Source organism: Microbacterium sp. BF1 (assembly GCF_019279095.1).
GTDB lineage: Bacteria > Actinomycetota > Actinomycetes > Actinomycetales > Microbacteriaceae > Microbacterium > Microbacterium maritypicum.
This window is the reverse complement of the sequence record NZ_JAGYWT010000059.1, coordinates 1-8768: the sequence shown is the minus strand read 5'-3', so window position 1 is coordinate 8768 and position 8768 is coordinate 1. Positions and strand designations below refer to the sequence as shown.

Below are 8768 nucleotides of genomic sequence, written 5' to 3'. Positions count from 1 at the left end.
GGATCCGCGGACGCCCGCGTGATACGTTGACCACAAAGGAGGCCGCATGGACAACTTCACGACATTCGTCACGTTCATCGACCAATGGGCTTGCACCCCGTGCGCCTCGCGGTGCAGTCGCTCCATGCGGCTGTCGAGTTCGGCGGCGGCATCCGCGGCATCCGAGAGGCTGTCGACGAGGTGCGAGGGCACCTGGTTCGAGAACTTGTAGTAGATCTTGTGCTCGAGGCTCGCCCAGAAGTCCATCGCGATCGTGCGGAACTGCACTTCCACCGGCACCGAGAGCGCACCGGTCGACAGGAACACGGGCACCTCGATGATCGCGTGCAGGCTCTTGTAGCCGTTGGCCTTGGGGTGGGCGATGTAGTCCTTGACCGTGCGCACGGTGACGTCGTCCTGCGCGGTGAGCAGGTCGAACAGTCGGTAGACGTCGGCGACGAAGCTGCAGGTCACGCGCACACCGGCGATGTCGGTGATCTCTGCGCGGATGCGGTCGAAGTCGGGCTCGTCGATGCCCTTGCGGGCGATCTTCTCGACGATGCTGTCGGGCGACTTCAGCCGACTCTTCACGTGCTCGATGGGGTTGTACGCGTGGTCGTGCGTGAACTCGTCGCGCAGGATCGAGATCTTCGTCTCGACCTCGCGCATCCCGAACTCGTACTCGCGCAGGAACCGCTGCAGCTCGTCTCGCAGCACGCGGGCCTGGTTGATCGTGTCCTCGGTGACGTGAACAGTCGTCATGCCCTCGACGTTACGGCGTCGTGATCGGAAACCGCTGTGGATCCCTGATGTCCGCGCGGGCGTCGACGAGATGCTGACCGGAGAGGACGCCGGGGAGCCCACGCCCGAAGCGGGTGGTGAACAGCATCACGATCGCGACGAGGATCAGGAGCGACGAGGCGAGATCGAAGAATCCCCCCAGCAGTGCGAGCGCGCTGAGCCCGCCGATGCCGCCCGTCCACCGCAGGAGCCGGGCGAACGGCGCCGGCAGGGGTGAGCCCGTGTACCGCAGCTGCACGGCGATGTCACCGATCGAGCGCCCGCTGATCAGGATCAGCACCAGGAAAAGGGCCGAAGGGACGATGGTTCCCGCGGCGGACGCGAGGCCGCCGTCGAGCACCGCTGCGCGATCGTCGGCCACGAACTGCAGCCACAGCTGCACGGACACACTGACGCCCACGCTCAGGAACCCGAAGGCGAGGCCATCGCACAGCATCGCGAGGGCCCGGCGACCGCGGGTGACAGGACGCGGGAGGTCAGCATCGGGGCTCGCCTTCGCGCCGCGCAGCGCCCTCGGGACGAGGAGGGCCACTGCGCACCCGACGACGGCGCCCAGCGTGTTCGTCATGAGGTCACCCACGTCGAAGAAGCGGTACGCGCACGGGTAGACGCCCCACACACCGGTCAGCTGCGTGGTCTCGACCAGCAACGACAGACCGAAGCCTGCGGCCAGCGCCGTCAGGATGCCGCGGCCGGCGAGCACGCGGACGAAGAAGCCGAGCGGCACGAACAGCACCACGTTGAACACCAGTTGCAGCAGGGCCGGGTGCCGCAGCGGGTTCCCCGGCGCCGCGAGGGCCTTCTGCACGTCGCGCACGACCGACATTGGATCGGTAATCGCCCCCACGCAGCGGATCGTGTCGGGGTCGGGCAGCGGAAGCAGGGTGTAGGTCCAGATGGCCCAGAAGTAGATGAGGGCCGCGAGCCAGAGCAGCGTGCGCCCGAAGCCGAGTCGCCCGCGCCGCCGGTAGCTGACCGCCACGAACGGCACGAACAGAAGGATGCCGAAAGCCACCCCCACCGCGATCGCGATGAATCCGAACAACACTTGATCTTCCACCGCGTGCCAGTGTAGCCGCGCCCGTGAGGATTGCGTGAGGACCGCACATCCCACCGTAGGGATTCCGTGAGGATCGCGTGAGGATGCCATCAGGAGGCGTAGTGTCGCCCGACGTGCCAGACGAAAACAGGGAGGCCGCGGACGCACCGCCGCGCGCCAAGCGCATCCTCATCGGAGAACCGCTGACGAGTCAGCAGGTCGACGACCAGCTGCTCCCGAAGCGCATGGCTCTGCCGATCTTCGCATCCGATGCCCTCAGCTCGGTGGCCTACGCCCCGCAGGAGCTGGTGATGATCCTGCTGATCGGCGGGCTCACCTTCCTGTCGTTCACGCCACTCGTCGCGATCGCCGTCGTCGTGCTGCTTGTCGTGGTCGTGCTCAGCTACCGCCAGCTCATCAAGGCCTATCCGTCGGGCGGTGGCGACTACGAGGTCGCGTCGAAGAACCTCGGCGAGATCCCCGGCGTGATCGTGGCCGCGGCACTCCTGGTCGACTACGTGCTGACCGTGGCCGTGTCGGTCGCCTCCGGTGTCGACAACATCATCTCGGCCGTGCCGGGGCTCGACCCCTTCCGCATCGAGCTCGCCGTCGGCTTCGTGGTGCTCATCATCGTCGTGAACCTGCGCGGGGTGCGGGAGGCCTCCTTGGTCTTCGCGATCCCGACGTACGTGTTCATCGGCTCGGTCGGCGTCATGATCGTGACCGGCCTGATCCGCACCTTCCTGGGCGACGCCCCCGTGGCCTCGAGCGCCGAGTTCTCGGTGCAGGCCGAGAGCCTCGGGCAGGCGGCCGTGATCCTGCTGATCCTGCGCGCGTTCTCGAGCGGATGCTCCGCCCTCACCGGCGTCGAGGCCGTGTCGAACGGGGTCCCCGCGTTCCGCGCTCCGAAGGTGCGCAACGCCCAGTCGACCCTCGTGCTGATGGGCTCGATCGCCATCTGCCTCTTCGCCGGGCTCACCGCCCTCGCCCTCATCACCGGCGTGCACTACGCCGAGAACCCCTGCGACCTCGTCGGGTTCGACTGCACGAATCCGCAACCCTCCCTGATGGCCCAGATCGCCGCAGTGACCTTCGGCGGCGGCAGCATCGCGTTCTTCATCGTGCAGGCGGCGACCGCGTGCGTGCTCCTGCTCGCCGCGAACACCGCGTTCAACGGCTTCCCGCTGCTGGGGGCCGTGCTCGCCCGCGACGGCTACGCTCCGAAGTCGCTCAACACCCGCGGCGACCGCCTCGTGTTCTCGAACGGCATGATCCTGCTGGGCATCGCGGCGATCGCGGTGCTCGTGATCTTCCAGGCGAAGCTGACCACACTGATCCAGCTGTACATCATCGGTGTGTTCGTCTCGTTCTCGCTCGGACAGATCGGCATGGTGCGGCACTGGCGACGCGTGCTTCGCGGACCGGTCGAGGACACGAAGGACTCGGGAGTCGACGGAGCCACGGCATCCGATCGCCGCTCGGCGAAGGTCGGGCTCATCATCAACTCGGCCGGCGCTGTGATGACCGTGCTCGTGCTGGTCATCGTGACGATCACCAAGTTCACGCACGGCGCGTATCTGGTGTTCTTCGCGATCCCGATCCTCGCCTTCCTGATGTTGGGCGTGAAGCGGTACTACCGCGACGTCGAGCACGAGATCGCGATCGACGACACCACCCGGTTCGGTGCGACGGGCGACCTCGCCATCGTTCTCGTCAATCGACTGCAGAAGCCGGTCGTGAAGGCCATCGACTACGCGATCGCGGCCAAGCACGGCAAGACCCTGGCGGTGCACGTGGCCGTGGCCTCCGACGATGCGGCGCAGCTGCAGAAGGACTGGGCCGACCACCTCGTGCCGATCCCGCTCGTGATCGTCGAATCCCCGTACCGCTCGTTCGCGCAACCGGTCACGCAGTTCATCAAGCAGTACCGCGAGAAGCACGGCTCGTCCGTCGTCACCGTGTACCTGCCGCAGTACATCGTGGGTCACTGGTGGGAGTCGTTCCTGCACAACCGTCGCGCCCGGCGTCTCGCCAACCAGCTGATGCTCGTGCATGGGGTGTCGATCACCCTCGTGCCGTGGCTGCTCGACTCTTCGGAGCTCATCTACGGCCGCCGCTCACGCCCGTTGCCCGGGCAGGAGCGCGCCGGTCGTCCAGTGGTCGTGAACGGCCGACGCGCGCATCGTCCTGCCGGTCCGCCGCAGGACGGCGCCCCCGAGGCCTGAGTCCGCGTCGTCCCCGCCCCTTCCGGATCTCGCGTTCGAATCTCCGTGAACCCGATGGTCGTTATCGCGCAATACAGAGTGTGAGCATCCACGACGAATCGATCTTCCGCCCCGCCCTCGACCCGGCGTCCGTCTCGCTGCCGCCGACCGTCCAGGTCGATCTCACCTGGCTGTGGACCGACCTCGGAGCGAAGCCCGACCGGCATTGAGCGAGGCGGTCAGCGCTGAGCCTCGACGTTGAGGAGGTTCTCGACGATGGGCCCCGCGACCACGGTGTAGATCAACGCGAGGAAGATCGCGTATGTCGCGGTGAAACCGATCGCTGCGCCTCGCGTCGTGCGGGTGAGGAAGTGCTCACCGACGCGTCTCAGCAGTGCGCCCGGGTGCCGGATGTCCCAACTGTTCACGCGGATGTAGCGCCCCAGGTACATGCCGAACGCGATCGCCACCAGGACGCCCCCGACGGCGACGAGCGATGGCCATCTCGTGAAGGCACCTGCCTGATCTCCGAAGAACTGCAGGGCGAAGATCGTGTGCGCGAGGAACACGTTGACCACGGTGTTGATGACCCCCGACATCGCGAGCGAGATGACGAGAATGATGTCGTACCACAGCGGCACGGGGTCGTCGGCCTTGCGATGAGACTGGTTGAGCTCTGTGATCAGGTAGCTGGCGTTGGGCAGCATGAGCAGCCAGGCCACACCTCCCACGACCAGCGCTGCCACGCTGAGCGGCGGAGCCACCACGACAAGCGCGACAGAGACCGCCATCACCACCGCGAGGATCAGAACGGGGACGATCGACAAGAAGATGTTCCAGAGCATCGGCCGGTACAGCCGGGTGCCGTAGACCCGCGCCCTGAGCACCACGAGCACCGTCGCGTAGATGTTCAGCCCCAGAGAACCCACGAAGAGAATGACCACCTGACGGAGCGTACCCGAAAAGCCCTTATCGTCCGAGTTCAGATAGTATGGATCCATACAATCCGCGGATGAAGAGAGCGATGGTGTGATGAAGGTCGAGATGTGGGCAGATGTCGTCTGCTCGTGGTGCGGTATCGCCAACGAGCGGATCAACGCGGTGATCGAGCAGTTCGAGCACGGTCGCGATACCGAGCTCCAGCACCGGTCGTTCCGGCTTCTCCCCGAGCTGCCCGAGGGCACCGGGTGGGAGTTCACCGAGTACATGTCGAGGCAACGAGGCGCAACGGAACAAGAGGCGACGGAGATGGCCCGCCGCATCGAGGACATCGCGCACGCCGACGGCATCGAGGCCTATCACGTGGCCGGCAACACCATCGGCAACACGACGCTCGCGCATGAGTTCCTGGCATGGGCGACATCGAAGGGAAAGCACCGAGAGGCGTGGGACCTCGTCTTCCGCGAGAAGTTCGGCAGCAGGGTGGAGATCTGGACGAGCGAGGAGCTCGCGACATTCGCTGAACCCCTGGGTCTCGATGCGCAGGAAGCCCGGGCGGCGCTGGATGAGCGTCGGTTCCGCAGCAGCGTCGAAGCCGATCATGCGGAACTGACCGCGCTCGGCTCCGGGGGCGTTCCGTTCGTGGTGATCGACCGCACCTACGCACTCTCCGGCGCGAAACCCGTGAGCACGATCGTCGCGGCCCTCGAAAAGGCATGGAACGAAAGGGCATCCGCATGAGCGCATCGCAGAGACCACTCCTGCGGCCTTTCGACGGTGAAGATGAAGCCGGCGGCGAGGAGATGTGCACCCCGCAGGGTTGTGTGCTTCCCGTGCTCGGAACCGTGTCGAACCCCTCAGAGCCTCGCCTCACCGAGTCCGCCGCCCGAGAGGAGGCCTAGATGCTGATGGTCACGGGTGCCACCGGCCAGCTCGGGCGGGGCGTCGTCTCACACCTGCGCCGATCGAACCTCGAGGGGAACTTCACGATCCTGGCGCGCGATGCCGCGAAGGCTGCACGGTTCGTCGACGTGCCCGTTCGGCTGGCCGACTTCGACGACCCCGCCTCGCTCCCTCCCGCCTTCGCTGGCGTCAGCACTCTCCTGCTCATCTCGACGATGTCGATGAATCGAGCACACCAGCAACGCCAGGTGGTCGATGCGGCCGTCGCGGCAGGCGTCGAGCACATCGTCTACACCGGCCTCGCCATCCGCGACATCGCGTCTTCCCGAGTGCGGGACATCATGAGCAGTCACTTCGAGACCGAAGATCACATCACGGCGAGCGGGGTGGGGTACACCTTCCTGCGCAACACTATGTATGCCGAGGCGATCCGGGATATCGTCAGCCCGGCTCTGCGAGACGGTTCGTTCTCGTTGCCCGGCGGGGCAGGACGCGTGCCGTACGTGCTGCGTGCCGAGCTGGCTGAGGCGGCCGCGAACGTCCTCATCGACGGCGGCCACGAGAACAGGACCTACACTCTCACCGCCGACCGCTCCTGGTCGTACGCCGAGGTGGCATCGGCCCTCTCAGAACTCGTGAGCAGCCCTGTCGAGTATCGCGACGTCTCCGCGGACGAGTTCACCTCGATGCTCGCGGGAACCGGCATGCCCGAGTTCGCGAGACACCTCACCGCAGGGACGGTGGCCGATATCAAGGACGGCCAGTATGAGGTCGTGTCATCGGACCTGACCGCACTGCTCGGGCGCCGCCCTCGCGGGCTCCCGGCGATGCTGTCCGAGTTGTACCAGGGTGCTCTCGCCGAGAGCGGCGTCTGAGAAGCGCGGGAGAAACACACCAGAAGGGCCGAGCCTCTGACGTGGTCAGCAGCTCGGCCCTTCTCCTGTGAGCAGGTGTCACACCCGAACGACCATCTTCCCGGTGTTCTCTCCGCGCATCATCGCCAGGAATGCATCGAACATCCCGTCGAAGCCCTCTCGAATCGTCTCGCGGTGCCGAAGCGTGCCCTCGGCGATCCAGCCTGAGGCCTCCCTCAGGAAGCGCTCCCGCAGATCCATCTCCTCCGACACCATGAACGCGAGAATCCGCGAACGCGTGATGGAGAGGTGCCAGAGGTTTCGAGGTCCGACCACGGCTTCGTCGTTGTACTGCGAGAGCATGCCGGCGAGCACGAAACGCGCATGCACGCGCAACGCCCCGATCCCGGCTTCCATCGCCTCGCCTCCGACGTTGTCGAACACGACATCCACCCCGTCGGGCGCCAGCTCGGCGAGCTGATCCGCGATCGGCGCAGTCTTGTAGTTGAAGGCGGCGTCGAAACCGCTTGTAGTTGAAGGCGGCGTCGAAACCGAAGACCTCGACGAGCTCTCGCACCTTCTCATCGCTGCCGGCGCTTCCGATCACGCGCTCTGCACCGCGAATCTTCGCGATCTGGCCTGCGACGCTGCCCACCGCGCCGGCGGCTCCCGACACGTAGACGGTCTCGCCGCCCGAGATCTCGGCGAACCGTTCGATCCCCACGTAGGCGGTCAACCCGGGAATTCCGAGAACCCCCAGGTATGCGGGCAGGGGAGCCGCGTCCGGGTCCACCGGAAAAGCCGTGTCGGCATCGAGCACGGCATGCTCGCGCCATCCGAGCACATGGAAGACGTGGTCTCCCACGACGAAGTCGTCCGATCGCGATGCGATGACTCTGCCGATGGCAGGTCCGTCCATCGGCGCGCCCACGTCGAACGGAGGCATGTACGACTTCTTGTCGCTCATGCGTCCGCGCATGTAGGGGTCCACCGACAGGTATTCGTTCTCCACGAGGATCTGCCCGTCCTGGAGGTCGGGGAGCGCGAGGACCTGAAGGGCGACGTCGTCCGTCGTGGGTCGCCCCTCCGGGCGGCTCACCAGGGACCATGCCCTGGTCGAGGTCGGCAGGGGTTCGGCAGCGTTGTTGCTCATGGCTTCTTCCGTCACGGATGTCTGGATCATCATCAGAGGAGAGGTGGTGGGCCGCAGCCCACCACCGAGATCATCTATTCCGTGATGACGTTGTAGTCGCTCTCCGGAGCGGAGGTCGCGTACTCCTCCATGCGGGCGATCAGACCGTCGCGGAAGGTGTAGACCTGCACCCACTTCTGGGTGAAGTCGCCCTCGGCGTTGCTCATCGTGAACTTCTCGCGGCCGAACACGGCGACGACAGCGCCCTCCTGCACCATGCTGAGCACTTCGAACTGCTCGACGGACATGGTCGTGAAGTTGATCTCGAAGAACTTGGTGACCGCGGCCTTGCCCTCGAAACGCATCGACGGCAGCTTCTGGGTGCCGTGGTGGATCCAGACCGAGTCATCGGTGACGGTCGCTGCCGCGGCGTGCGCGTCCTGCGCACCGAAGGCTGCGAACATGCGATCCAGTACGGACTTCTCTGGGGTGCTCATGATGAATTCCTTCCTGGACGACGACTGTCGGATCCCGACCGCCGCCCATTTATTGAACGATACGAGATGATCTTATCTCGGATAATCTGCAGGGGCTCGGCCCGGGAAGGACGGGAAGTGGGCCTGGATTCAGGCGATGCCTCTCTCCTGCGCGCGCAACGGAGCGCGGAAAGGTCCGCGGAATGCGCTCACCGTCACGGCGCCCGAAGGGATCCGTGGTCACGTCGGCAGAGCTCCTCCAGTCCCCACACCGGAGGAGCCCTGTCACGTCGGCAGGGTTTCTCCGGCCCCCACACGGGAGGAACCCTGCGGCCCGACGCAGGATGATGCTTTGCACGGAGCAAGATCATCTTACAACAGATGATCCTGGGAGGTCTGATATGCCTGAGTACAATGAGGACGTGCTCCCCGACATCGATC

9 protein-coding genes and 1 pseudogene are annotated in these 8768 nt (G+C 65.7%); 5 read left to right on the top strand and 5 right to left on the bottom strand.

Annotation, left to right across the window (positions count from 1 at the left end; genetic code table 11):
* A partial coding sequence (locus KZA10_RS03720) for a GTP pyrophosphokinase family protein (protein WP_256934357.1) occupies positions 1-741 on the bottom strand: 741 nt, incomplete at its 3' end.
* A 10-nt stretch (positions 742-751) separates the two neighbouring features.
* Positions 752-1840, bottom strand: coding sequence for a VanZ family protein (locus KZA10_RS03715; RefSeq protein WP_308289576.1), 1089 nt, complete (start codon positions 1838-1840; stop codon positions 752-754).
* A gap of 83 nt (positions 1841-1923) precedes the next feature.
* On the opposite strand from KZA10_RS03715, the gene KZA10_RS03710 reads away from it, so the two are divergent.
* A complete protein-coding gene (locus KZA10_RS03710; protein ID WP_229779060.1) occupies positions 1924-4044 on the top strand; it encodes an APC family permease in 2121 nt (706 codons plus the stop codon).
* An 80-nt stretch (positions 4045-4124) separates the two neighbouring features.
* Positions 4125-4253 (top strand): hypothetical protein, encoded by a 129-nt coding sequence (locus tag KZA10_RS17695; RefSeq protein ID WP_017831252.1) that lies wholly within the window; start codon positions 4125-4127, stop codon positions 4251-4253.
* A 9-nt stretch (positions 4254-4262) separates the two neighbouring features.
* Here the strand turns inward: KZA10_RS17695 and KZA10_RS03705 are convergent, their stop codons facing one another.
* Complete coding sequence (locus tag KZA10_RS03705; protein WP_167497475.1) at positions 4263-4967, bottom strand: DUF1361 domain-containing protein; 705 nt, start codon at positions 4965-4967, stop codon at positions 4263-4265.
* Positions 4968-5055: 88 nt separating this feature from the next.
* On the opposite strand from KZA10_RS03705, the gene KZA10_RS03700 reads away from it, so the two are divergent.
* From KZA10_RS03700 to KZA10_RS03690, 3 genes are read left to right on the top strand one after another with little or no spacing between them, the layout of a single operon-like run.
* Positions 5056-5703 carry a DsbA family protein gene (locus KZA10_RS03700; protein ID WP_141388226.1) on the top strand — a complete coding sequence of 216 codons (648 nt, stop codon included), beginning with the start codon at positions 5056-5058 and terminating at the stop codon, positions 5701-5703.
* On the top strand, positions 5700-5864 hold the full coding sequence (locus KZA10_RS03695; protein WP_167497476.1) for a hypothetical protein: 165 nt from the start codon (positions 5700-5702) through the stop codon (positions 5862-5864). Before KZA10_RS03700 ends, KZA10_RS03695 begins: the two co-directional genes overlap by 4 nt.
* Positions 5865-6740, top strand: coding sequence for an NmrA family NAD(P)-binding protein (locus tag KZA10_RS03690; RefSeq protein WP_141388270.1), 876 nt, complete (start codon positions 5865-5867; stop codon positions 6738-6740). It begins immediately after the preceding gene.
* 78 nt (positions 6741-6818) lie between these two features.
* Here the strand turns inward: KZA10_RS03690 and KZA10_RS03685 are convergent.
* Positions 6819-7872, bottom strand: a pseudogene (locus tag KZA10_RS03685) (NADP-dependent oxidoreductase).
* A 74-nt stretch (positions 7873-7946) separates the two neighbouring features.
* Positions 7947-8348, bottom strand: coding sequence for a nuclear transport factor 2 family protein (locus KZA10_RS03680; RefSeq protein WP_141388272.1), 402 nt, complete (start codon positions 8346-8348; stop codon positions 7947-7949).
* Positions 8349-8768: the final 420 nt, after the last annotated feature.

Excerpts from the sequence above, each read along its gene's own strand:
- KZA10_RS03710 (WP_229779060.1), top strand. The coding sequence starts at position 1,924 with ATGCCATCAGGAGGCGTAGTGTCGCCCGACGTGCCAGACGAAAACAGG.
- KZA10_RS03700 (WP_141388226.1), top strand. The coding sequence starts at position 5,056 with ATGAAGGTCGAGATGTGGGCAGATGTCGTCTGCTCGTGGTGCGGTATC.
- KZA10_RS03695 (WP_167497476.1), top strand. The coding sequence starts at position 5,700 with ATGAGCGCATCGCAGAGACCACTCCTGCGGCCTTTCGACGGTGAAGAT.
- KZA10_RS03690 (WP_141388270.1), top strand. The coding sequence starts at position 5,865 with ATGCTGATGGTCACGGGTGCCACCGGCCAGCTCGGGCGGGGCGTCGTC.
- KZA10_RS03680 (WP_141388272.1), bottom strand. The coding sequence starts at position 8,348 with ATGAGCACCCCAGAGAAGTCCGTACTGGATCGCATGTTCGCAGCCTTC.